This window comes from Streptosporangium sp. NPDC051022, from assembly GCF_040683035.1.
Taxonomy (GTDB): domain Bacteria; phylum Actinomycetota; class Actinomycetes; order Streptosporangiales; family Streptosporangiaceae; genus Streptosporangium.
Genome location: NZ_JBFBCF010000019.1, coordinates 28,459 through 51,850 on the forward strand (window position 1 = coordinate 28,459; position 23,392 = coordinate 51,850).

Genomic DNA, 23,392 nt, shown 5'->3' on the forward strand with positions numbered 1-23,392 from the left:
CCTCCAGACGCTCCGGGTGCCCGGGGCGTTCCGGGCGCAGGGCCTGGCTGTTGCGGGACCGCGTGCCCGCCGGGCACTCGTCGCGCTCGCTCACTGTCCGCCCTTCTTCGCGGTGGGATCGAAGGCGTCGCGCAGGGAGTCGCCGACCAGGTTCACCGCGAGCACGGTGACGATCAGCAGCCCGGCGCAGAACCAGAAGGTCCACGGGGCGTAGACGGCCATCTTGGCGCCGTCGGCGATGAGGCCGCCCAGCGAGACGTCGGGTGGCTGGATGCCGAAACCGAAGTAGGACAGCGAGGTCTCGGTGAGGATCGCGGCGCTGACGTTCAGCGTGGCGTCCACGACCAGCAACGAGGACATGTTCGGGATGATGTGCCGAAATATGATCTTCGTCGGCGGCACGCCCATGAACCTGGCCGCCTGGATGAACTCCCGTTCCTTGAGCGAGACGGTCATGCCTCGGACGATCTTCGAGGTGACCATCCAGAGGAACAGCGCCAGCACGAGCACGAACAGCGGCCACTGACCTCCGGCGAAGAGCGGTGACATGATCGCCAGGATCAGGAAGGCGGGCAGCACGAGCAGCAGGTCGGTGATCCACGTCAGCGCCCGGTCGGTCCAGCCCATGAAGTATCCGGCGAAGGCGCCGACCGCGGCCGCCAGCGTGGTGCCGACCACGGCGGCCAGCAGCCCGACGATGAGCGACTTCTGCATGCCGCGCAGCGTGACCGCGTACACGTCGGCGCCGGTCTGCAGGGTGCCCCACCAGTGCTGGGGCGAGGGCGGCTGGAGGAAGGCCATGAAGTCCTTGTCGGTGTAGGACCACCTGCCGGCGTACGGCCCGGCGAACGCCAGCAGGAACATGAGCCCGAGAAGCGCGAACCCGATCCGGCCCTGGGTGGAGCCGAAGAAGCGGCCCGCGACCGTCCGCAGGCGCGACGGCGCCCTGAGCCCGCCGATGTCCGTCCGCTGCTCGGCGAACTCCTCGTCGGTGATGGTCATCTTTTCCTCACCCCACCCGGACTCGGGGGTCGAGGACGGCCTGAAGGACGTCGGAGGCCAGGGACGCCACCAGCACGGCGAGGGCCGCGAAGCAGCTGATCGCCGCGACGGTGTTGACGTCGTTGGTCGAGATGGAGTCGACCAGCCACTCCCCCATGCCGTGCCAGCCGAAGATCTTCTCCGTGAAGGTGGTGCCGACCAGCAGCGCGCCGAAGGTGAAGGCGAAGTAGGTGACCGCCGGGATCAGCGCGGTTCGCAGCGCGTGCCTGGTCAGCGCCGTACGGCGGCGCAACCCCTTGGCCATGGCGGTGCGGACGAAGTCGGCCCCGAGCACGTCGAGCATCATGTTGCGCTGGTAGCGGCTGTAGACGGCGACCAGCCCCAGCGACAGGGAGAGCGTCGGCAGGATCAGGTGCTGGAGACGGTCGACGACCTGGAGGGCGAAACCTCCCTCGAGGCCGAGGGTCGCCTCGCCGCTGACCAGGAAGACCTGGACTCCGGTCAGCTCGTTGAACCAGACCGCGGCGATGATCAGGATGTTGGCGAGCACGACCGTGGGGACGGCCAGGACGGCGAAGGAGAACGCCGTCGACACCCGGTCGAAGGATCCGTACTGCCTGACCGCCGCGTAGGCGCCGACGAGCACGCCGGTGAGGCTGCCGAGGACCACCCCGATGGTGATCAGGCGCAGGGTGACGCCGATCCTCCGCCCGAGGTCCTCGGCCACCGAGCCGCCGGTCACCGTCTTGCCGAAGTCTCCGTGCAGGACGTCGCCGGCCCAGGTCATGTAGCGCGTGACCAGCGGGGTCTGGTCGTTGAGGTTCAGCTCGGTGAGGCGCGCGTCGATGACCGCCTCCGGAATCGGCGGGTTGCGGCCCTCGTAGTTGGAGCGGGGATTGAGCGCGCTGGCGGCCAGCATGTAGGCCAGGCTCGTGGCGACGACGATCAGCACCAGATAGTTGAGCAGCCTGCGGAGAAGGAACCCCGCCATCACGCTCCCCTTTCGCCGTCGTCCCTCTGTCGGTGGCCATCCTGCTACATCTTGCGGCCAGTCAACTACTGGGAGTGCTCAATCGGGGGTTCGATCTCGGTCAAGGGCGGTGTTTACCACGCTATCTCGCGAGTGTGGAAACGCGGAACCGCAGGTCAGCGGGAGCGCAAAGAACACGGACAACACAGGATCATGAGGTCACCAGACCACGAACCTCGGCGACGGGAGCACGCTCCCCGGCGCGGGCGGGGCCCGAGGACGGCCCCGGGAGGGTCAGCGGTCCGCGAGCTCGTCGACGGCGGCGCGCAGGTCGGCGCTGGTGATCGTGGTCAGGTCCGCCGCACTGGCGGTGCCGCCCATGGCCGCCAGGCGCACGTCCCTGCGCATCGCGGCGCGTTCGAACAGCGAGCGCGCGAACCTGCCGTTGCCGAGGCCGTCGATCAGGCCGTCCTCGCACACCCACGTGAAGACCTCGGCCAGGTCGCGCCGGGCGCCCTCGTCGAACCGGTCTCCGGAGCTCTCGGCGAGCAGCACGGCGATCTCGGCGAGCTCCCCCGGGGAGTAGGAGGGGAAGCGCACGCGCTGGTTGAACCTGCTGGCCAGGCCGGGATTGGTCGCCAGCAGCGAGTCCATCTCCCGCTCGTATCCGGCCAGGATGATCACGAGCCGGTCGCGGTCGTCCTCCGCGCGCTTGAGCAGCGTCTGCACGGCCTCGGCCCCGAAGGCGTCGCCTCCGGAGTAGCCGGGGTTGACCAGGCTGTAGGCCTCGTCGATGAACAGCACCCCGCCCAGAGCCCGGTCGACCAGCTCGTTCGTCTTGATCGCGGTCGCCCCGAGGTGCTGGCCGACGAGGTCGGCCCGCTGCGCCTCGACCACGTCCGGCTGGGCGAGCAGGCCGAGCGCGGCGAAGATGCGGCCCAGGATGCGGGCCACGGTGGTCTTGCCGGTGCCCGGCGGCCCGGTGAAGACGAAGTGCCGCATCTGCGGCGGGGTCGGCAGGCCGCGCTCCTGGCGCAACTTGGCCACCTTGAGCTGCGCGGTGATCGCGTGCACCTGCTGTTTGACGGGTTCGAGGCCCGCCATCCGGTCGAGGTCGGCCAGCGCCTCCTCCAGGGAGGGCGTGGCCTGGTAGCCCCGGTAGCGGACGGTGAGGTCGTCGAAGGCCTTGGCGAGGTCGCCCGCGGTGGTGGTCACCAGGTCCTCGGTCGTCGGCGAGCCGCCCGCGCCGACCACGCGCACGTCGCGGGCCTGGGCCGCGGCCTCGACGAGGCTGCGCACGAAGCGGGCGTTGCCCAGCTCGTCCACGAGCGCGCGCCGGTGCACGTCCTCGAACCTGGCCAGCAGCGCGGAGCGGGCGTCGCCGGCCATCCGGTCGCCGCGCCGCCGCTGCAGCAGCTCGGTGATCTGCAGCAGTTCGCCGGGCGCGTAGCTGGGGAAGCGGACCCTGCTGGAGAAGCGGCTCGACAGACCGGGGTTGGAGGACAGGAAGGAGTCCATCTCCTTCTCGTATCCGGCCAGGATGACGATCAGCCGGTCGCGGTCGTCCTCGGCCCGTTTGAGCAGCGTCTGCACGGCCTCGGCGCCGAACCGGTCCGGCTGGCCGTCTCCGGAGTTGATGAGGCCGTAGGCCTCGTCGATGAACAGCACCCCGCCCAGGGCCCGGTCGATCAGCTCGTTCGTCTTGATGGCCGTCGCCCCGAGGAACTCCCCGACCAGGTCGGCGCGCTGGGCCTCGACCACGTAGGGGGTCTCCAGCAGGCCGAAGGAGTAGAAGATCTTCGCGACGCTCCTGGCCACGCTGGTCTTGCCGGTGCCGGGCGGGCCCACGAACACGAAGTGGCGCATCGGCGGCTCGGTGGAGTATCCCGCCTCCCTGCGCAGCCTGGAGGCCTCGATCGAGGCGGCGATGGAGCGCACCTGCTCCTTGACCGGGGCCAGGCCGATCATGCCGTCCAGCTCGCCGAGCGCCTCCTCGACGGAGATCGGCGGCGGCGCGGACCGCTCGCCGGAGGCGGGGGCGGGCTGCCCGCCCTCACGCGCCCTGACCCGGACCCGGTCGTCCCTCCCGGCCAGCGCGGCCCTGGCCCGGCGGGCCTGGAGGAACCGGTGGACCAGCACGGCGGCGGCGACGCCGTAGGCGGCCCACAGCGCGATGCCGGGCAGGATCACCGAGAACAGCGCGGCCACCACGCCCGCGGGGACGAGCGCCATGAGCGTGGTCATCCACGGCGGGACCCAGCGGATGAGATGGGCGGCCCCCGCCACGGGCAAGGCGAGGAAGGTCAGCGCCATCGGGGTCGGTTGCCCCGTGCCGTACAGGCTCTGGAAGACCGGCAGCAGCATCGTCCAGGCGAGCACGACGACCAGCGTGGCCGCGGCACGGGGAAAGCGGAGGGTCAGCGCCGCGAAGCCGAGCAGGGCGATCGTGACGAAGAGCGCGCCGAACGGCGACCAGCCCATGCCCAGCGCCAGCCCGACCGCCGCGATCAGCACGGCGACGTGGATCAGCCGGCGCAGTCCGGGAGAGAGCTGGAAATAACGCAGCCGCACCTGCTCGAACGCATCCCGCGCCGCCGCCCGTCCCGCCGGCCGGGTCCTGTCGGGTTCCCGCATCACGCCTCCCCGGTCCGCCCCCGGTTATACCGCACCGGGAAAAGGTTTGCGCGCCCGTGAGCACCGCGCCACGCCGCCGCACCGACACGATCCGATAAACGGATGAGACCGGATGAACACCACGATCCGGGTGCCGGGTTACTGCCCCGCCCTCCCCCCTCGAAACGGCCCGTTCTCCCCGCCGCCCCGCACACGGTGACGGCGGGACGGCCGCGCACGGCGCGAGCGGGGCGGGGCCGTACGGCACGGGCACGACGGGGACGCGGACAGGCGAGGGGACGGAACGCGGCCGGTCCGCAGCCGCCCCACCGGGGTCACTCGCCCCCGGGAACCCTGCCGCGGCCGTGACGGTCCTCGCGCCCCTGGTCACGATCGTGGTCGCGGCCCTGGTCACGTCCCGGACGGCGGCCCTGGCGGCGTGCGCGGTGGCGCCCCTGGTGGCGGCCGGGGTACTCGGCGACCACGACCTGTTTCGGGGTGACCCTGAGCACGTCGGTCTCGGTGTCGCCGATCGCGATGCCGCGCACCTCGGCCCAGAAGCGGCGCTCCATCGGGTCCGCGACGAACACCGCCACCCTCGGGTCCCGCTCGGCCGCCTCCCAGGCGTCGTCGGCGGCGATCAGCCGCAACTCGCCACCAGGGCCGATCGAGCTGACCGCGCCGACCGCCAGTGCCCTCGGCCCCGTGGGGTCGGCGTAGGCGAGGACCACCCCGCGGGCGTAGGTGAAGGCCCGCCGTATCTCGGCGCTGAGGCCGACCGGCGCCTCCGCGTCGCCCGGCAGGCGGTGGCCGCAGCTCTCGCACATGATCAGGGAGGACCGCCACGGTCCGGGCACGCCGCGCCACCACGCCCGCGCCGACCGGACGGCGAACACCGCGACCAGCGCGGCCAGCGCGGCGGTACCGGTCCACCAGGCCCACTCGCCCATCGTCGCGGGAAGACCGCAGAACGCCACGGCCGCCGTGCCCGCCAGCGACACCGAGGCGGCCAGCAGCAGGGCCCGCGCCGTCACAAGCCAGCGGTCCGCGGCGAGCACCTGGTCGAGGCAGCGGGCCAGACCGCCCCTGGCCCGCGTCCAGACGAGCGCGGCGGGGACCGCCAGCGCGGCGAGGGCGGGGCGGGGCTCGTCCAGGAGCGCGACGGCCAGGGCGAGCGCGGCCAGCGCCGACCACGCGCGGCCGGCGACCAGCCACAGGGTCACGGTGATGTTCCGCCTGGCCGTACGGTCCCGGTGGGCCGCGGCGAACTCGGCCAGCGCCCTGACGGGGCGTCCCCGCCACGCCTCGACCGGCATCCGCAGGACGAGCAGGATCGCGCCGTTGAGGAGGACCAGTCCCGCCGGCCACGCCCACCAGCCTCCCGGCGGGGAACCGGGGGTGAGCGGGAGAACCTCGCGGGGAAGGGCGGCGACCGCCACGGTGTAGGCGGCGACGGTGACCACCGCGGCCACGACGGACACGGCGAGCCACGGGTCGCGGGCGAGCATGCGAGGGACGTACGGCCAGAGCCTGACCCGGCGCCCCTGCCTGAGGGTGATCACCAGGACCGCGGGCGGCACGGCCGCGCCGCCGATCGCCGCCTCCGAGGTCAGGCCGGTTCCGAACGCCACCGCGACGACGGCCGCGAGCGCCACGGCCAGCAGAGCGCGGACCTGCCGGGACCACAGCTCCACGGCGTGCCTGGCACGGCCGGTCTCGCGGGGGTCGATCGGCCAGGCGGGATCGTGGTGCCCCAGCGGGCGTCTCCAGCGCAGGAGGGCCAGGCCGAGGTTGATCCTCGCGCCGGGGTGGTCGTCCATGATGCGCAGCGCGGCCCGGTAGGCGGTCTCGGCCCGGCGGTGCTCTCCGCGCAGCAGCGCGAGGTCGCCGACGAGGACGTGCGGATCGGGTTCCTCCGGCGCGTAGCGCGCGGCCCTGGCCGCCTGGGCCGACGACTCCCGCCATCTCCCGGGCACCCGGCGCAGGGCCGCGCCGAGACGCAGGCGCGCCGTCCACGATCCGGGGGCCAGCCGTACGGCCTCCTCTGCGGCGGCCACGGCCTCGGCGTCGCGGCCGAGCCGCTCGAAGGCGAGGCTGGCGAGCCGGTACCCCCAGTCGGCCGCGGACCCGGCTCCGGAATCCCGGTCGATCGCCTGACGGGCGGCCTCCAGCGCGGCCTCGGGCCGGTCGCGGTCCAGCCAGGCGACGGCCGCGACACACCATTCACGAGGACTGCCGGGATCGGCCGGAGCCGGGACGGAGGCGGGGTCCGGCTCGTCCGGCCCGCTCACCACGGCGGCCCACGGAACCCACGCTGATTGCCCACGACCGCCATCGTGCGTGCGAGATCACCTTTTGCCTAGAGAGCGGATATATCCCTGTATCTCTCTAGAGAGGTGGAGAACTTGTGAACAAAATTCATATGGATACGTGAACGCATCTCGCAATCGTTGCTCGCCCACTACCCGGCTTCGCCTAAGCTGCGTCGCATGTTCGCCCAGGCCGGCAGCTCCTCCAGCGGCCTATGATCGCCGCCGGGGTCATGGACGGTGCCATCCGTACCGGCATCGACCCGCGCAGCCGTGGGACCGGCCGCTGGTCGATCCTGGTCCTGCTGTGCTTCAGCCTGCTGCTGATCGCGGTGGACGCCACGGTCCTGCACATCGCCGTCCCCGCGCTGACCGCCGCGCTCGAACCGACCTCGGTGCAGCTGCTGTGGATCATCGACATCTACTCCCTGGTGGTCGCGCCGCTGCTGCTGACCTTCGGCACGCTCGGCGACCACTACGGGCGCAAACGCCTGGTGCTGCTCGGCTATCTGGTGTTCGGCGCCGCCTCGGCGGCGGCCGCGTACGCGCCGACCGCGCCCGCGCTCATCGCCGCGCGGGCCCTCCTGGGCGTCGGCGGCGCGATGATCATGCCCGCCACGCTCTCCATCATCCGGCAGGTCTTCACCGACCGGCGGGAGCGCGCGGTCGCGCTGGGGGTGTGGAGCGCGGTGGCCGCGGCGGGCGCGGCGATCGGCCCCATGATCGGCGGCCTGCTCGTCGAGCACTTCTGGTGGGGCGCCGTCTTCCTGATCAACGTGCCGATCCTGCTGGTGCTGCTGCCCGTGGCCGCGAAGCTGCTGCCCGACTCCTGCTCCCGCGCCCTGCACCCCTGGGACGCCTTCAGCGCGCTGCTGTCCGTGGCCGGGATCCTCGCGCTGGCCTTCGGCCTGAAGGAGGCGGGCTCCGGGCACCCCACCGGCCTGGTGGCGTTCCTGGGCGGGGCCGGGCTGCTGGTCTGGTTCGTGCGCAGGCAGCGGCGCATGCCGTTCCCCATGCTCGACCTCGGCCTGTTCCGGCAGCGGGCGTTCTCCGTCGGGGTCGCCGCCGTGCTGCTGACGGTCTTCGCCCTGGTCGGGCTGGAACTGATGCTCGCCCAGTACCTCCAGCTCGTGCTCGGCGACAGTCCCTTCCAGGCCGCGCTCCGCATGCTGCCGCTGATGGTCGCCGCGGTCGCGGGAGGTCTCGCGGGGGCACGGCTGCTGCACCGCTTCGGGCTGCGCGCCACGATGACCGGCGGGCTCGCGCTGACCACGCTGTCCCTGCTTCCCACGCTGGCCTGGGGGACGGAGCGGCACGTGGTGATGCTCGCGCTCTGCTTCGTCGGCATCGGCTTCGGCATCCAGGTCACCCTGCTGGCCGCCTCCGACACGATCATGTCCTCGGCTCCCGAGTCCCGGGCGGGGGGCGCCGCCGCGGTCGAGGAGACCGCCTACGAGCTGGGCGCCGGGCTCGGGGTCGCGGTCCTCGGCACGATCACCACCATCGTCTACGCGCCCTCGCTGGGCGCCGTCCCGGGGGTCCCCGCGCACCTGATGACCCTGGCGCGCCAGTCGCTCGCCGCGGCCGCGCACGCGGCTCAGGAGATCGGCGGCGACACGGGGGCGGCCCTGCTGTACGCGGCCCGCATCGCGTTCATCGACGGGCTGCACACCACGATCATCGTGAGCGCGCTCCTGCTGGGCTCGACCGCCGTGACGGTCGCGCTCCTGCTCCCCCGCCGATCCGCCCCGGCGAAACGACGCGAGCACCGCTGACGGGTTTGGGCGGCCCCCACCCGGTCATCTATGGGCAGGAGCGGGGAATCCAACCGGAATGAGGAGCCGTGCGACAAGCCCTCCACGACCTCGCCTCCCTGGCCGCCAGGCTGGGGGTCGGCGGGATCTTCTTCGCCAACGGCTGGCACAAGCTGGAAGCGGGCCTGACCGCCACCGGTGACCAGTTCGCCGCCCTCGGCGCTCCCGCCCCGGGTGTCTGGGCCGCGACCACGATGCTGACGGAACTCGTCGGCGGAGCCCTGCTCGTGGCCGGGCTCGCCGTACCCGTCTGCGGGCTGCTGCTGTTCGCCGAGGCCGCGGCGGTGTTCGTCATGGCCGGCGGCGAGCGGGGCCTGCCGCTGACCGGCGGCGACGTGAGCCTGGTCGTCGCGCTCGGCGCTGCGTCCGTACTGCTCGCCGTCGTGGGCGGCGGCCGCCTGTCGGCCGACCACCTGGTGGTGATCAAGCGCCGCGAGGCCGAGGCGGCCGAGGACTTCGCCGCCGAGAACGAGGCGAACGACGTCATCGCCGCGCTGCGCGACCCGGAGAGCGCCCGGCCCGCCCTCGACCGGCGGGCCGGTCCCGGCGCGGACGATCCGGCCCGTACCGCCGAGACGGACGGCCCCGCCGGCGCCACCGGGACGGGCACGGCGAAGCCCGTCGGAACGGACACCCCGAAACCTGGCGGAACGGACGCGCCGGAGCCCGGCGGGAGCGACGTTCTCGTCGCCCGGCGGCGGGACGAACCCGTCGGGGACACCGAGACCACCGGACGGTGAACCCCGGAGCCCGGCTGATGGATCCACTTCGGCGGGGACGACGAGACCCGCGCCGAGCACGTCCTGGCGCGTGCCGAGCCGGTGCGGCGCACCCGGCCGATCCTCGGCGCCTGCTTCTACGCGCACGTCCCGATCCTGCCGGGCGTCGTCGCGGTCGCCACTGGGATCAAGAGGGATCAAGAGGTTCGTCTCACCGCCCTTCCTGGATCTCCCTGAGGCTCTCCGCCCGGTCCTGGGCTTCGAGGACCTCGTCGCCGTGGTCGAAGGCCCACTCCCCGAAGGCCCCGATGAGCGGCACCAGGGTGCGGCCCAGATCCGTCAGCTCGTACTCGACCCGCGGCGGCGCCTCCACGTAGGCCCGCCGGGAGACGATGCCGTTGTACTCCAGCCTGCGGAGCGTCTCGGTGAGGACCTTCGCGCTGATCCCGCCGATCCGCCCGCGCAGGTCGCCGGGACGGCACGGCCCCCCGCGCAGCGCCCAGACGACCACGGCGCTCCAGGTGTGACCGATCAGGTCGAAGGCGAGACGCGCGTGGCAGTCGGCTAGGAACACCTCGGAACCCCCCAGTGTGGCCGGTCCTCCAGTATGACCGGGACGTCACGCACCGAACGGTGCCCAACGGGCCTCCTAGGTTCGTCTTCCGGTTTCACCGGTCAACGACATCGGGAGGACGAATGCGCATCGGCATCCTCGGCGCGGGCCGCATGGCGGACGCGCTCGGCACGCAGTGGGCCCGCGCGGGCCACCGGCTGACAGTGAGCGGACGCGACCCGGCCAGGGCCGCCGCCCTGGCGGAACGGCTCGGTCCCACCGCCCGCGCGGGCACCTGGACGGAGGCGGCGACCTTCGGCGAGGTGGTGCTGCTGGCCGTACGCGACCACGCGGTGCCCGAGGTCCTCGCGGCGGCGGGAGCGTCCGGGGGGACGCTGCGCGGGCGGGTACTGATCGACTGCACCAATCCCGTCGTCCCCGGACGGTTCACCCTCGCGACGGAGGGCGGCCCGTCCATGGCGGAGCGCGTCGCGTCGGCCGCGACGGGCTCGCACGTGGTCAAGGCCTTCAACCTGTGCCACGAGGACGTCTGGCGGATGACGCCGCCCGTCTTCGACGGCAGGCGCCTGGCCGTACCGCTGTGCGGGGACGATCCGGGCGCGCTCGCGACCGCGCGCTCCCTGGTCGAGGACCTCGGGTGCGTGCCGATCGAGGGCGGAGGGCTGGAACGCGCCGGGTTGCTGGAGGCCATGGCCGCGTTCGTGATCGGGATGTGGTTCGGTGGCGCGGACGCCCAGGCGACGCTGCCACCGCTGAGGTTCGCGCAGGGGGATCCCGGCACGACCGCCCCGTGACGCTCGACGCCCCGGGCGGCCGGACGGGCACCGGGCCGGACGATCACCGGCCGGACGGTGCGGGACACGCCGTGCGGGACACGGCGGTGTGAGGCGTGGCGGCGCTCACCCTCCAGATCGCGCCGCCACACCCGCACAGAGGGGCTCACCGGACAGCATCACCGTCCAGATCACCCCGGCCTTGTCGACCGGCCGTCCGGGAACGCCGCGCGCCACGCGCGCGGCGCCGGACCGGACGGCCCGCCACGTGGGCGTCCGGCCTCCGCCCCCGAAGAACGGGGAGGCCGTCGCCCGGCGGGCTCCGGACCGGTGCGCCGGCCGCGCACACCCGTGCGGGCCGTGCGACCGGCCCGGTCCGGGCCGACGGCCGGGACCGGCACCGGGACGACACCGGAACCGCGGCGCGCGGCCGGAGTGAGCCCGTGGGCCACCGGCCCTGTCCCCGGACCGTTCAGCGTCGTGGACGGCGGGCGGTCGGAATGGAAGATCGGAAGCGATCATTGCTGTTTCTCCTTTCGGCGCGAGAGGCGTGTGCGGCCGTTGCCTCTCAAGGGTGCCCGAAGTGGCCGCCTCCGGTGGTGCTGCGATTACGACGATGTGTCCGCACATTGAGTTGCTTTTTCTGTAGGACCCGCAGTGGTTTATGTAGGACCGTGAAGTACCACTCCGCAAACCACACATAAAACATATTGGCCATTAAATATCGCCTTCTTCTCAGGGAGGTGGTCCGGGGAACATCTGGCGCCTCACGCGCGCGAGGGCACCCGGCGAGACCTGACGAGGTCCGGCGAGACCCGGCGAGATGGAGTACGCCCCGGCGTTCGCCCCTCCCGCCGCGAGAGGCGTCGAAAACCGAACTCCACGCGATCCGAACGTCGTTGATCACGCGCCCGTTTGCGGATAGGTTCCCGTCTGACCGGGGAGCACGCCGAGAATCGGCGACAACCACCACTCTTCGCGCATTTATCGATTTTTCAGGTTATCCATATATTTCAGGCTCAAGCTCGCCAACATCGCGAATTCACCCACGGGAGGACTCGTCTTGCTGGATCGCCATCTCTCACCCACGACCGCCCGGCGTCCCGCCACCCTGCTGATCGCTTTCCTCGTCACCTGGGCCGGAGCGGGCGTCGCGCCTCCCGCCGCGAACGCCGTTCCCTCCACCCCCTCGGAAGGCGCCGCGCACACCGGGAAGACCGGGAAGACCGGGCGCGCCGGGAACAGCGCGTCCGTCGGCGACTGCGGCAACCTCACCTTCTCCGGCTCCGCGTTCGGCTATCTCGAGAACGGAACACTCACCGCCGGATTCTGCGTCGGCCCGCGATCCGTCCGCCGGATCAACGTCTCCTACGACAAGACGGAGGGGATCTCCACGAACATACGGCTCGGCTTCCAGCAGACGAACCGCTCGGGGGTGGGGATCGGACGGCCGGTGTACGCGCCCCCGCTGACGGCCATCTCGGGAAACATCAGTTTCAAGAGCTTCTATCTCGCCCTCCCGCAGGGCTGCTACCACGGCGTGATGCTGAACACCGCCACCCGCTACCAGTACGTCACCAAGGTCTGGGGCGAGTGCTGACCCCGAAACCGTTCCGGATTCCCCGTGGAGCACACCCATGCCCGTTCCCGTCGAGGTCTTCCTCTCCAACCGTGACCTCTGGGCACCGGTCGCCTGCCTGCTGGCGATCCTCGCCGGGCTGTCGTTCCCGCTGAGCGCGAGGACGGCGGCCCTGTTCCGCGCGGACCGGCTCACGACGCTCGGCTCGCTGCTCTGCCTGGCCGTCGTAGCGGCGTTCACGCTGCCGACCCGCCTCTCGTCACACGGCCCCGTTTCCTGCACGGTCGCGGGCCTGCCGGAAACGGTCTCCGTCACGGATCCGCAGAACTTCCTCAACGTGCTGCTCTACGTACCGCCGGCCTTCCTGGGGGTCCTCGTGACCCGCCGCCTCTCGTGGGTGGTCGCCGGGCTGGCGGCGACATCGGTCTCGATCGAGTTCGCCCAGCTTCTCTCGGACCGGCGCGACTGCAACACCGCGGACATGATCTTCAACATCCTCGGGGCCGTCGCCGGGGCGGGAGCGGCCGTCGTCCTTCTCCGGCGGAGGTCCGTCCGGGGCGGGAAGCGTCCCGTCCCGGACGGATCCCGCCCGGATCAGACGCCGAACGGTGCCGGGTAGACGATGGTCCCGCTCGGCACCGGAAGGCTCTCGTCGAACGCCAGCGCCATCATCGCCTCGTCGGGGACGTCGAAGGAGGGACGGATCCCGCGGGCGGAGGCCCTGGTGAAGCCGAACCTCGGGTAGTAGCCGGCGTGACCGAGCACGAGGACGAGGTTCTCCCCCGCGTCACGGGCCGCCCGAAGACCCGCGCGGATCGCGGCCGAACCCGCGCCCCGCCGCTGCGAACCGGCGAGGACCGCGCAGGGGGCCAGGGCGAGCGCCGGAACGTCGCCGACGTGGCAGCGGGTGAGCAGCGCGTATCCCGTGACGACGCCCGCGGGGTCCTCCGCGACGACGGACAGGCCGGGCAGCCAGGCGGGATCGGCGCGGAGCGCCTCGACGAGGTCGGCCTCCGCCGGGGTGGGGAAGGCGCTGAGGAGAACCCGGCGGATCGCGGCGACGTCCTCGCCGGTCTCGGGCCGGGTGTGCCAGGTGACGGACATGGTGGCGGATCCTCCCGGAGCCTCAGCCCTGTCCGGCTCGCCGCGCGGCGGCGAGGAAGCTTCTGATGAGCCCGGCGTCCTTCACCCCGGGAGCGGTCTCCACCCCGCTCGACACGTCCACCCCCCAGGGCCCGGCGGCGTCGATCGCCTCGGCCACATTGGAGGGGTCCAGGCCGCCCGCCAGCATCCAGCGGCCCTGAGGGCGCCCGCGCACCGCCGCCCAGTCCCACGGCAGGCCGGAACCCGGCCTGGGCGCGTCGACGATGAGCAGATCCTCGTCGAAGGCCCCGCAGCGCAGGTCGGCGCCGGCGGCGCCGGCACGGACCAGCGTGACGTCGAGGTCCTTGAGCGCGGTGAAGTCCTCGTGCGGGTGGTCGCCGTGCAGCTGGACGGCCCTCACCCCGGCCTCCAGCGTGGCCTGCCTGACCTCCTGGGAGGTCTCTCCGGCGAACACCGCCACGGTCAGCACATGGGAGGGCACCGCCGCGGCCAGCTCGCGGGCCCGCGCGGGGGTGACCCGCCGGGAACTCCTGGTGAGGACGAAACCGATCGCGTCGGCTCCCGCCTCGACGGCGGCCATGACGTGCTCGGGCTCGCGCAGCCCGCAGATCTTCACATACACCCTGGGCACACTAGTCCTTGGCCGGGATGCCCGCCGCGCGGATTCCCGGTGCGGGACGACGCTGGCGTTGCGTGGACCGGAACCGCTGCCGATAGGCGCGCGGCGAGACCCCCAGGCGGCTGACGAAGGCGCGGCGCAGGGACTCCGAGCTTCCAAAACCGGCGCGTTCGGCGGCGGACGTCACGGAGTGCCCCGCGTCGAGCATCGCCTTCGCCGCGTCGAAACGGATGAGCTCCACGTACTTGGCGGGGGACATGCCGACCTCGTTCTGGAACAGGCGGGTGAGATGACGCGTGCTGACCCCCGCCCGCGACGCGAGCCGCGAGACCGAGTGGTCCCCCGCCGGATCCGCCGCCACCGCGTCGAAGACCGCCCGCAGGAGCGGCCCCTGCGGTCGCGGGCCCCGCAGGGACGGAGAGAACTGCGACTGACCTCCCGGGCGCTGCAGGAACACCACGAGGGACTGGGCGACGCTCCTGGCGAGCTCGTCCCCGTGGTCGTCCTCCAGCAGGGCGAGCGCGAGGTCGATGCCCGCGGTGACTCCCGCCGAGGTGTAGACGGAACCGTCCCTGACGAAGATCGCGTCCGGTTCCACCAGAACCTCGGGATAGGACCTCCGCAGGGTCTGGGTGTGCTTCCAGTGGGTGGTCGCGCGGCGGCCGTCGAGCAGTCCCGCCGCCGCCAGGATGAAGGCCCCCGTGCAGATGGACGACACTCGGGAGGCGTGACCGGCCAGATGGCGCGCGGCGGCCAGGAGCTCCGCGCCGACCGGATGGCCGGGGAAGGCGTCCCCGCCCATCACGAGCACCGTGTCGAACCGGACATCATCGGCGTTGGTGTCGGCGTTGGCGTCGGCGTCGACCGGGATGCGCATGCCGGTCGAGGAGACCACCTGCTCGCCGCCCGGTGAGCACAGCACCAGCTCGTAGGCCGCCCCCAGCCGGTTGGCCTCGGTGAACACCTCACTCGGTCCGGCGACGTCGAGGAGTTTGACGCCGTCGAACACCAGGATCCCCACGCGGTGCGCGGCTCCGTGCGTCTGTTCCATCCCGGGTCTCTCCTGTCCTTTTCTGTGGACAACACGTCCCGGCAGGCGGGGCGTTCCCCTTTTCCCGGTTGAGAGGGTTGAGATCACCGGAACGGCCCGTACGGGCCCGGAAAGGAGAACATCATCATGACCGAGACGATCGCCGGCATCACCGTCCCCGATTCGGCGCTCGCCAGGGAGGCGACCGAGCTTGTCAGGGAGGCCGCCTCCCCCCTGCTGTACGACCACTCCCGGCGCGTGTACCTCTTCGGCGCCCTTCAGGGAAAGCGGCTCGGGCTGGAGGCCGACGCCGAGTTGCTCTACGTCGGCGCGATGTTCCACGACCTGGGGCTGACCGAGGCCTACCGGCGCACCGACCAGCGTTTCGAGCTCGACGGGGCCGACGAGGCCCGCCGCTTCCTCACCTCCCGCGGTGTGCCCGAGGCCGACGTCCGCAAGGTGTGGGAGGCCGTCGCGCTGCACACGACACCGGAGATCCCCCACCGTCTCGAACCCGAGGTGGCGCTCGTGACCGCGGGGGTCGAGACCGACGTCCTGGGCATCGGCTACGGCGACCTGGCCGCCGACGACGTCGCCGAGGTGACCGCCGCGCACCCGCGCCCCGACTTCAAGCGCCTGATCCTCCAGGCCTTCACCGAGGGCTTCAAGGACCGGCCGGACACCACGTTCGGCACCGTCAACGCCGACGTCCTGGAACACTTCGTCCCGGGCTTCCGGCACATCGACTTCGTCGAGGTCATCCTGAACTCCGCCTGGCCCGAATGACATCCTCTCCGTCCCGGAGGACGGAGACTCCCGTCCGCCGCGCGTGCGGCCTCGCCCGGATGGAGGACGAGGCGGGCGCCGGGAGTGGCGTCGGCGAACCCGGCCGCGGCGTCGCCCCCGGGCCGGTTCGGGGAACGGGCCATGGCGCCCGCAGCCGAGGAGGCCACGGGCGCCATGGGTTCCGGAGTCACCGCGGAGGCCGGAGCCTCTCCGGCCGGTACGTCACGGAGTGACCCTCACCTGGACCGCCGGGGCCGTGCCGATCCGGACGTCCAGGATGATCGGCCTGCCGGCGAGGAGGGCGGCGCGGGCCTCGTCGCGGAGGTTGAGCTTCAGGTCCCGGGTCTTGCCGGGCTGGAGCGTGACCTTCTTCTCGTCGAGAGAGCGGCCGTCGTGGGAGACGGTGACCTGCTCCTGGCACTTGTCCGCACCCGCGCAGACCAGGGTGACCGTCGCCTGGGCAGGGGCGTTCCCCTGTGCCTTGACCGTGGCGGTGACGGTGTCGTGGAGCACCCTCATCGCCGCGGTTCCAGGCGTCCGCGGGAGGAGCGGGGCGACGTGGCGCTCCGTGTCACCGGAGGTGTTGAGCACGAGGGTCGTCCCGTCCGGCCGGCTCAGGAGCACGGTCAGCGTCGCGTTGCCCTGCTCGTCGAGGCGGACCTCCCCGAGGTAGGCGATGTCGTCCTTGGCCGGAGCCGACGCCGGGGCGCCGGCCTTCAGCAGGAGGAACGACAGTTGCCCGGCCGCCGTGGAGGTCCCGGCGGACACCGTCACGGTGACGGTGCCGTCGTCGTTCACGACCGCCTCGTGGCGGATGCCGCCGGTCTCGGCGGCCTCGGCCGCCGCCGGGACCGCAGCGGTGAACGTGACGGTCCGCGCCGAGCCTCCCTTGTCGCCGCTCTCCCCCGCGGCCGCGGATTCCGTCGCCGCGGCGGGGTTCGCGGTCGCCTCGGCGGCGGGTGCCGCCGTCGCCTTGCCGACGGGTGCCGCCAGGCCGCGCAGGACCGGCCGGCCGAGGCCGGTGTCCCACTGCCAGACCGTGGTGAGGTCGAAGCCGAGCCTGCCGGTCCAGAAGTCCTGGCCGCGGGCCTCGGCCGTGGTCACGGTGGCGCCGTTGAGCGTCGCCGGACCGATCGTGGTCTCCTGCTGCGTGGTGGCCTGGACGGTCTCGACCGCCCAGTTCCCCTCCAGCGAGGCGACGTTGTTCGCCAGCACCCGGCCCAGGAAGCGGTGTGCCCAGGACGGCGCGCTGACCGTCGGGTTGAGCGCGATCGAGTTCCGGATCGTGGTGCCGGTGTAGCCGTACCCGGCCACGCCTCCGTCGTTGCGGCTGTCCGCGCGGACGGCGCCCGTGGCGAAGGCCCGCTCGGTGAGCGATCCCGCCAGCGCGACGCCGATGACTCCGCCCGCCTCGGTGGTCAGCGAGCGCACGTCCGCCGTGGAGTAGACGTCACGGACGACGCCCTGGGAGTCGCCGAGCAGACCGCCGACCCGCGAGGCCGCGGTCACCGAGCCGGAGACCCACACGCGCTCGACGGTTCCGGTGCTCGCGCCCGCCAGGATGCCCGCGCGCGCGGTGGCGCCGGTCACCTTGGCGTCGATGATCGCGAGGTCGTGGACGTTCCCGGACACCTGCGTGAACAGGCCGCCGGTGGAGGTCAGGCCCTTGATCGTGTGGCCCGCGCCGTCCAGCTCGCCGGTGAACGCGCCCGGCAGGGTGGTGAACGGCTTGCCGCTCAGGTCGATGTCGGCGCCGAGCACATAGTCATACGAAGGGTACGTACCGATCTGGGCGAGATCGTCGGTGCTCTTGACGATGTGGAAGCCCCTGCCGTCCTTCGGCAGCTTGGGCGACTCACCGGTCTGCAGGGGCTCGGGTGCCACCTTCAGGGTCGGCCGCGCGCCGGTCTCGCTCCACTGCCAGACGTCGGTGAAGTTCCAGCCGCGCGCCGCGTAGAAAGACTGCTTCTGGATCTCCGAGGGGGAGACGACGTTGCCCTTCTGGTTGCCGGCCGCGGGCGGGTCGGTCAGCGTCTGCCCGCTGATCGGCACGGTCCGGCTGACGTGGTTGTCCTCCAGCGAGGCCGTCTGCCCTGCGAGCACGCGGCCGACGATGGCGTGCGCGTAGCCGGTGCCGGAGATGTTCGAGTTCAGCGCGACCGAGTGGCTGACCTCGGTCGCGTCGTACCCGTAGGCCGCGATGCCGCCCGCCGACGCCCCGGCCGAGGTGACCGAGCCGGTGGCCAGCACGTTCTGGGTGACCGAGCCGCCCATCGCGACGCCGACGACGCCGCCGACGTACTGGGTCGTGGCCTTGACGTTCACCGTCGAGACACTGTCGCGGACGATGCCGAACTGGTGGCCGACGATGCCGCCGACATAGCTCGCGGCGGTCAGCGACCCGTCGGCGCGGACCCGCTCGATCGTGCCGTGGTTGGTGTCGGCGACGAGACCGGCCGGGGTGCGGTCGGTGGTGGCGTCGCCGTTGACGACCAGGTTCTCGATCGTGCCGTGGTTGTCGGCGAACAGGCCGGGGCCCTGGCCGGAGATCGCGGACAGGCCCGAGACGGTGTGCCCGGCGCCGTCGAACACACCGGTGAAGGCGATCGAGCGGCCGATCTGGGAACGGCCGAGGCCGCTCAGGTTCAGATCGCCGGCCAGTTCGTAGTGTCCGGCCGGGTCGTTGTCGATCTTCGCCAGGTCGTCGGCGGAGTCGATCAGGTACGGGGTCTGGGCGGTGCCGTCACCGGCCAGGCCCTCGCGCAGGGTCACGGCGGGCCGCAACGGCTTGCCGGACTTCAGCGAGTCCCAGACGAACAGCTTGACGGTCGAGCTCGGCGCGACCGCGAGCGGCTCGTCGAAACGGACGTACTGCTCACGGCCGCTGTGGTCGAGCGTGACGTCGGCCGAGCGCACGTCGATCATCTTCTGCTGCGAGGCGTCGTACGTCGCGGCCGTGACGGTCAGCTTGTCGAGGCTGCCCGGGGACGAGAGGAGCCCGACGCCGTCCAGCTCACGGTTCTTGACCTCGGCGGAGGAGACCTTCCAGGTGCCCTGCGGCCTGGTGACGGTGAAGTCGTCGACCAGACGGCCGTCGATCTTGTACGCCGTCAGTCGCAGACCCGCGTCGGTGACCGTCAGGACACCGCCCATCTGGACGTCCTCGTCGTCGACCTTGTCGTCCCACCAGTACTTCGCGTTGTCGTAGAACTTGGGGCCGGCCGAGCCCATCGTCACGAACGTGGTGCCCTCGGCCGTCTCCTCCGGCGTCCGAGCCAGTCGGCCGTCGTAGATCGTCGAGCGCTTGTAGACGTGGTCGTGGCCGCCGACGTACATGTCGACGCCAAGCTGGTCGAGCACGCGCGTGACCTTCTCGCGGTCGATGTCCATGCCCGCGTCGCCCCCGTGGCGGCCGCCGTAGTAGGAGAAGTGCCCGAGGACGACGTTCCACTTCTTGTCCGAGGCCCGAACGTTCTTCACCAGCCAGGAGAGCTGGTCGTCGAGGCGGGCGGTGGAGCTGAGGACGGAGAAGTGGATCTGCCCGCGGTCGAACGAGTAGTTGGCCTCGCCCACGGCGCCGTTCTTGGGCAGCGCGAACATGTTGGTGAAGACCGAGCCGGGCTCGTCGGCGACCGAGTTGTAGTCGGGGTCCTCGTAGGTCTCGTGGTTGCCTTTGACGCCCGCGTACTGCGTGTCGAGGCCGGACAGGAGCGAGTCGTCGATCTCGTCCCACATCTTGGTGCGGCCGCCGTTCTCGACGAGGTCACCGAGCTGCACGACGGTGCCGCCGCCGGGCGCCTTGGACTTCAGCCGGTCGAGGACCTTGCCCGGCAGCTTGAGGCTGTCGGCGTTGCCGTCGGGGACCTGGACGTCGCCGAGGAGGTAGACGGGCTCGCCGTCGGCCCCGCCCGCGCGGAACCGGCCCTTGACGTCCGTCCAGGCGGCCGTGTCGGCGGCCGCCGGGGCGGCGCCGTTCCGGGTGACGCCGAGGCGGTACCGGTAGGTCGTGCCGACCTTCAGGCCGGTGAGCCGGAACTCGTGGGAGCGCAGCGTCTGGCCCGTGATGGAGTGCTGGAACTTGGGCTCGTCGTTGCCGACGGTCTCCGTCTCGTACGGGCTGTCGCCGGTCGAGGTGAGGACCTGGGCCTTGGACCAGTCGTCCCCGCCCTCCGGCAGGACCTGCGCGTAGACGCTCTGAACGTCCCGGTCGGTCGTGACGGAAATGCCCGCCGTGCCGGGCTTGGCGCCCACGGCCACGTTGTTGGTGAAGCGGAACACGCCGGCCGGGTCCTGCGTCTTCCGGTCGATCTGGATCCGGCGCAGTTCGGCGTTGGTGTTGCCCTTGTCGTCGGTCGCCTTCACGACGACGAACGTGTCGTCGTAGGAGCGGATCTGGAAGGCGCCGTCCTTGACCGGGACCTGGCCTGCGGAGTCCCACACCTCGAAGGCGGTGGTGGGCTGCCTGCCGGAGTCGTCGGTGGCGCTCACCTGCGGCAGCGCGACCGTCTGGCCGTACTGGGCGGTGGCGGGCACATCGGCGACGGTGATCTGCGGGGCGTAGTTCGCGCCGCTCGTCGTCTCGCCGATCCAGATCGGGGCGGAGACTAGGAGGTTGCCGTCGGCCTGGTCTGCGCGGACGTAGTAGAAGTCGCCGTTCCTGACGTCCAGCTTCGTCTTCAGCGTCAGGTCGTTGCCGCTGAGCCTGCCGAAGTCGTAGGCGACCTTCCCGCCGTTGGTGATCAGCTGCGCGCCGGTGAAGGAGTCCTTGGCGTCGGGGTCCTTCAGCTGGACCTGGGCGTCCAGGGTGGTGGTGTCGGCGGGCAGGATCGAGCCCATCAGCTTGTCGTTGCCGCCGAAGCCGAGGACGGCGTTGACGTCGCCCGTGGAGTACGTGCTGCGGTCGCGCATCGCCGCGTACAGGTCGTCCAGGCTCCTGCCCCTGGCCCAGACGCCCGTGATCGACGGGCTGCTCGAAACCCAGGTCGCGGAGTGTTCGTCGCCGTTCCAGACCGGGGCCAGGTGCCAGCCGGCGTCCAGCGCCTTCTGGAACTCCTTGACCTGGTCGGCGGACTTGACCTCGATCAGCTCCATGCGGTCGTCGGCGGTCTTGTCCAGGCCCTTGAAGCCGAAGAATTCGCCCTTGCCCGTGGGCGACGGGTGGTTGAACTGGCCGATCGCGTTCGGATCCTGCTTGAGGCGGGCGAGGTAGGTGAAGTAGTCGTACTTCATGTCGCCGATGCCGAAGCCGTTGGCGTACCCGTCGACGGTGCCCTTCTCCGTGCCCCGGGCCGTCGCGTGCCAGCTGGTGTTGAACAGGTTGATGTGGCCGGTGCCGTCGTACCAGGTGTTCTCGACCGCGGGGACCACGGTGAGGTCGTTCTGGGACGCGTTGTACTTGTCCGCCGACTCGTGCAGGGCACGCCACTCGTCCGAGTCGGCGTCCCGCCAGTCCTTGATGAAGTCGTCGCCGTTACGGACGTCCCACATCACGTCATGCTCGGTGAGGGCGAAGAAGTCCGCGTCCGTCTCGTCGTGTACGTAGTTGAACGCCGTGTCCGGGTTCTCGGCTCCGTCGCTCATCCCGGTGTGCGCGTGGAACTCGCCGGTGTAAAGGGACTTTCCGAGGTAGGTCGGCCGATCCTGGCGGGCCGCCGAGGCCGGGGAAGCCGGCACGACGACGAGTGCGCCGGCCGTGAGTGCGATCGCGGTGATCGCACCGGGCCAGGCAGGTGTTCGTGGTGCGCTGCTGCGCGTCATGTTTCTGCCGTTTCAGGTGGTTCTAGTGTGCTGATCACAGAAATCACAGCGGCTGGAACGGCCTACTTCGCACGCATGTAGCAAAGGTGAACGATCGGCAAATCCCGACAAATGCTCATATTTTAGAAGTATCCGACAAAGCGCTCAGCGTGCTCCCCGAACGACTCACCGAGGAGCAGACGCCGCCCGGCCTTCGACGGACATGGGCGGACGCGCCGACCGGTGCTCTTCACACCCGGTGGCGCGTCGTCGTGTCGCCGGCGCCGCCGCTCCGGAGGCGACGAGGGTGGTCAGACCTCGAAGCGGGCGACGCGGCGGAGTTTGTTGACCGCGTCCAGCGCGGCGACCTTGTAGGACTCGGCCAGCGTCGGATAGTTGAAGACCGCGTCCACCAGGTAGTCGACCGTACCGCCGCAGCCCATCACGGCCTGGCCGATGTGCAGCAGCTCGGTGGCCCCGGTACCGAAGACATGCACCCCCAGCAGGGCCCGGTTCTCCGGGGAGACCAGCAGCTTCAGCATGCCGTAGGTGTCGCCGATGATCTGCCCACGCGCCAGTTCCCGGTAGCGGGAGACGCCCACCTCGAAGGGGATGTGGGAGCGGGTGAGGTCGTCCTCGGTCCGGCCGATGAAGCTGATCTCGGGAATGGTGTAGATGCCGATCGGCTGCAGGTGGTGGATGCCGGGCAGCGGCTCGTCACAGGCGTGGTGGGCGGCGATGCGGCCCTGCTCCATCGAGGTGGCCGCCAGCGAGGGGAACCCGATGACGTCCCCGACGGCGTAGATGTGCCCGGCCGCGGTGCGGTAGTGCTCGTCGACCGCGATCCGGCCGCGCTCGTCGGCGGTCAGGTCCGCGCTCTCCAGGGCGAGCCCCGCGGTCATCCCCTCCCGGCCCGCCGAGTAGAGCACCGTCTCGGCGGGGATCTTCTTGCCGCTCTCCAGGACGGTCAGCGCGCCGCGCGAGCGCTTCTCCACCGCCGCGACCGTCTCACCGAACCGGAAGGTCACCGCCAGGTCCCGCAGGTGGTACTTCAGCGCCTCCACGATCTCCAGGTCGCAGAAGTCCAGCATCCGCTCACGCCGCTCGACCACCGTCACTTTCGTGCCCAGCGCCGCGAACATCGAGGCGTACTCGATGCCGATCACCCCGGCCCCGACCACCACCATCGAGTCCGGCACGTCCCGCAGGTGCAGAATGCCGTCCGAGTCGATGATCGTGTGCTCGTCGAACTCCACCGTGGCCGGGCGCACGGGCCTGGTCCCGGTCGCGATGATGATCTTGTCCGCGGTGACCTTGAGCTCGTTCCCCTTGTCGTCGATCACCGCCACGGTGTGCGGGTCGACGAAGTGTCCCGTCCCCTGCAGCAGTGCCACGTGGTTGCGCGACAGCTGGCTGCGGATCACGTCCACCTCGCGGCCGATCACGTGCTGGGTGCGGACCCCCAGGTCGGCCGCCGTGATCTCGTCCTTCACCCGGTAGCTCTGGCCGTACATGCCGCGCTGGTTGAGGCCCGTCAGGTAGAGGACGGCCTCGCGCAGCGTCTTGGACGGGATGGTGCCGGTGTTGACGGAGACGCCGCCGATCATGTTGCGGCGCTCGACCACGGCGACGCGTCGTTCCAGTTTCGCCGCGGCGATCGCGGCCTTCTGCCCACCCGGTCCCGACCCCAGCACGAGTACATCGAAGTCCCACATGGACCTCAGTGTGAACGCCGAACGCGCCACCGGCCATGCCGAAAACCGA

At 71.4% G+C, this 23,392-nt stretch carries 16 protein-coding genes; 6 read left to right on the forward strand and 10 right to left on the reverse strand.

Annotated features, from left to right (window positions below; genetic code table 11):
- Positions 1-90 precede the first annotated feature (90 nt).
- The 4 genes from AB0N02_RS27610 to AB0N02_RS27625 form a co-directional block, all read right to left on the reverse strand.
- On the reverse strand, positions 91-1,002 hold the full coding sequence (locus tag AB0N02_RS27610) for an ABC transporter permease (protein WP_363952226.1): 912 nt from the start codon (positions 1,000-1,002) through the stop codon (positions 91-93).
- 7 nt (positions 1,003-1,009) lie between these two features.
- Positions 1,010-1,993 carry an ABC transporter permease gene (locus AB0N02_RS27615; protein WP_363952229.1) on the reverse strand — a complete coding sequence of 328 codons (984 nt, stop codon included), beginning with the start codon at positions 1,991-1,993 and terminating at the stop codon, positions 1,010-1,012.
- Between the two features lie 273 nt (positions 1,994-2,266).
- The gene (locus tag AB0N02_RS27620; protein ID WP_363952232.1) at positions 2,267-4,606 is read right to left on the reverse strand and encodes an AAA family ATPase; all 2,340 of its coding nucleotides are present in this window, start codon (positions 4,604-4,606) and stop codon (positions 2,267-2,269) included.
- 314 nt (positions 4,607-4,920) lie between these two features.
- The gene (locus AB0N02_RS27625) at positions 4,921-6,879 is read right to left on the reverse strand and encodes a hypothetical protein (protein ID WP_363952235.1); all 1,959 of its coding nucleotides are present in this window, start codon (positions 6,877-6,879) and stop codon (positions 4,921-4,923) included.
- Positions 6,880-7,127: 248 nt separating this feature from the next.
- Here AB0N02_RS27625 and AB0N02_RS27630 point away from each other — a divergent pair, with 248 nt between their 5' ends.
- A complete protein-coding gene (locus AB0N02_RS27630) occupies positions 7,128-8,669 on the forward strand; it encodes an MFS transporter (protein WP_363952237.1) in 1,542 nt (513 codons plus the stop codon).
- A gap of 68 nt (positions 8,670-8,737) precedes the next feature.
- A complete protein-coding gene (locus AB0N02_RS27635) occupies positions 8,738-9,448 on the forward strand; it encodes a DoxX family protein (protein WP_363952240.1) in 711 nt (236 codons plus the stop codon).
- Between the two features lie 190 nt (positions 9,449-9,638).
- Here the strand turns inward: AB0N02_RS27635 and AB0N02_RS27640 are convergent, their stop codons facing one another.
- Positions 9,639-10,001 carry a helix-turn-helix domain-containing protein gene (locus AB0N02_RS27640; protein ID WP_363952243.1) on the reverse strand — a complete coding sequence of 121 codons (363 nt, stop codon included), beginning with the start codon at positions 9,999-10,001 and terminating at the stop codon, positions 9,639-9,641.
- A gap of 122 nt (positions 10,002-10,123) precedes the next feature.
- Between AB0N02_RS27640 and AB0N02_RS27645 the strand changes: the two genes are divergently transcribed.
- From AB0N02_RS27645 to AB0N02_RS27655, 3 genes are all read left to right on the forward strand, one after another.
- Positions 10,124-10,795, forward strand: coding sequence for an NAD(P)-binding domain-containing protein (locus AB0N02_RS27645; protein ID WP_363952246.1), 672 nt, complete (start codon positions 10,124-10,126; stop codon positions 10,793-10,795).
- A 1,042-nt stretch (positions 10,796-11,837) separates the two neighbouring features.
- Positions 11,838-12,374 (forward strand): hypothetical protein, encoded by a 537-nt coding sequence (locus tag AB0N02_RS27650; RefSeq protein ID WP_363952249.1) that lies wholly within the window; start codon positions 11,838-11,840, stop codon positions 12,372-12,374.
- A 37-nt stretch (positions 12,375-12,411) separates the two neighbouring features.
- Entirely contained in the window at positions 12,412-12,972 is a 561-nt protein-coding gene (locus tag AB0N02_RS27655) for a VanZ family protein (protein ID WP_363952252.1), read from the forward strand.
- On the opposite strand, the gene AB0N02_RS27660 is transcribed toward AB0N02_RS27655, so the two are convergent.
- From AB0N02_RS27660 to AB0N02_RS27670, 3 genes are read right to left on the reverse strand one after another with little or no spacing between them, the layout of a single operon-like run.
- Positions 12,948-13,457, reverse strand: coding sequence for an N-acetyltransferase (locus AB0N02_RS27660; protein WP_363952255.1), 510 nt, complete (start codon positions 13,455-13,457; stop codon positions 12,948-12,950). The two genes, AB0N02_RS27655 and AB0N02_RS27660, sit on opposite strands and share 25 nt — an antisense overlap.
- 22 nt (positions 13,458-13,479) lie before the next feature.
- Positions 13,480-14,088 carry a phosphoribosylanthranilate isomerase gene (locus AB0N02_RS27665; RefSeq protein ID WP_363952258.1) on the reverse strand — a complete coding sequence of 203 codons (609 nt, stop codon included), beginning with the start codon at positions 14,086-14,088 and terminating at the stop codon, positions 13,480-13,482.
- A 1-nt stretch (position 14,089) separates the two neighbouring features.
- Positions 14,090-15,127, reverse strand: coding sequence for a GlxA family transcriptional regulator (locus AB0N02_RS27670; protein ID WP_363952261.1), 1,038 nt, complete (start codon positions 15,125-15,127; stop codon positions 14,090-14,092).
- A 126-nt stretch (positions 15,128-15,253) separates the two neighbouring features.
- On the opposite strand from AB0N02_RS27670, the gene AB0N02_RS27675 reads away from it, so the two are divergent.
- Positions 15,254-15,892, forward strand: a complete 639-nt coding sequence (locus tag AB0N02_RS27675; RefSeq protein ID WP_363952264.1) for an HD domain-containing protein — start codon at positions 15,254-15,256, stop codon at positions 15,890-15,892.
- 222 nt (positions 15,893-16,114) lie between these two features.
- Here AB0N02_RS27675 and AB0N02_RS27680 read toward each other — a convergent pair whose 3' ends face one another.
- Together AB0N02_RS27680 and sthA are read right to left on the reverse strand one after the other, a co-directional pair.
- Positions 16,115-21,649: a metallophosphoesterase gene (locus tag AB0N02_RS27680; protein ID WP_363952267.1), complete on the reverse strand. Its 5,535-nt coding sequence runs from the start codon at positions 21,647-21,649 to the stop codon at positions 16,115-16,117.
- Positions 21,650-21,939: 290 nt separating this feature from the next.
- Complete coding sequence (gene sthA, locus AB0N02_RS27685) at positions 21,940-23,343, reverse strand: Si-specific NAD(P)(+) transhydrogenase (RefSeq protein WP_363952270.1); 1,404 nt, start codon at positions 23,341-23,343, stop codon at positions 21,940-21,942.
- Between the last annotated feature and the right edge of the window lie 49 nt (positions 23,344-23,392).